A 993-nucleotide genomic window follows, 5' to 3' on the forward strand; every position below is an offset into this window, starting at 1 on the left:
CCGCCGCTTCGGAAGGGAACCCGGTAAATCAAAAGCCAGGGCAACAGCCAAAGCCAAAGCCAAGCAACAGCTAATGCCAAACAACAGCCAAAGCAACGGCAACGGCAACGGCAACGGTTTCGATGCTGCAGGCTTTGCGTAGGAGCAGTTCAGCCGCAACAAGCGACGCCGGACAACGAGAACATCGATCACCTCTCCGGCTCGTTCACCAACTACCTAGACACCGCAACACACCTTCAGCTCGTCCAAGCACAGCCAGATGGCGCAGCGCGCCGTTACGCCAGCGCCGCGTCGATCGCCGCGCGCAGGCGCGGATCCTCGGCGGTAACGTCCGGAGCGAAGCGCGCGCGGACCTGGCCGTCCCGGCCGACCAGGAACTTCTCGAAATTCCACAGCACGCCCGGCGCCGGATTCGGCTCGATGCCGTAGCCGGCCAGCTTCTCGCGCATCGGGCCCTCGCCCTCGGTCTGCGGCTGCGCGGCGATCAGCGCGCGGTACAGCGGATGGGTGTCCTCGCCGGTAACCGCGATCTTGGAGAACATCGGGAAGGTCACGTCGTAGGTGAGCTGGCAGAACTGCTGGATCTCCGCCTCGCTGCCCGGCTCCTGGCCCTTGAAATCGTTGGCCGGGAAGCCCAGCACTTCCAGACCCGCAGCCTGCTTCTCGCGGTACAGCGCTTCCAGACCCGCGTACTGCGCAGTGAGGCCGCACTTGGAGGCGACGTTGACGATCAGCAACACCTTGCCCTCGAACGCGGCCAAGGTGGCCGGCTGGCCGTCGATGCGGGTCAGCGGAATGGCGGTCAGCGACTCGGACATGGGGCATTACCTCGATCGAAAGGGAGCGCCAGCATAGTCGCTGCCGGCGCAGCATGCGCAGCGCCGTAACCGCGTGACTCAGCGCACCGACAGCTAGCCTCTGCAGTCACGTAACACCCGCTTTTGCTGCGGATCATGTGATCCCGCAGATACCGTCTTACCCCCTAGCAGGCAA

Annotated in this window: 1 protein-coding gene; it reads right to left on the reverse strand. The window is 64.4% G+C overall.

Annotation, left to right across the window (positions count from 1 at the left end):
- Positions 1-275: 275 nt before the first annotated feature.
- Positions 276-818 carry a glutathione peroxidase gene (locus D180_RS08475; RefSeq protein WP_017912458.1) on the reverse strand — a complete coding sequence of 181 codons (543 nt, stop codon included), beginning with the start codon at positions 816-818 and terminating at the stop codon, positions 276-278.
- Positions 819-993: the final 175 nt, after the last annotated feature.

Origin of the sequence: Xanthomonas sp. SHU 166 (genome assembly GCF_000364685.1) — a bacterium.
Classification (GTDB): Bacteria; Pseudomonadota; Gammaproteobacteria; order Xanthomonadales; family Xanthomonadaceae; genus Xanthomonas_A; species Xanthomonas_A sontii.

Bases quoted from the DNA above. Each gene is read 5' to 3' on its own strand.
- D180_RS08475 (WP_017912458.1), bottom strand. From the start codon at position 818: ATGTCCGAGTCGCTGACCGCCATTCCGCTGACCCGCATCGACGGCCAG.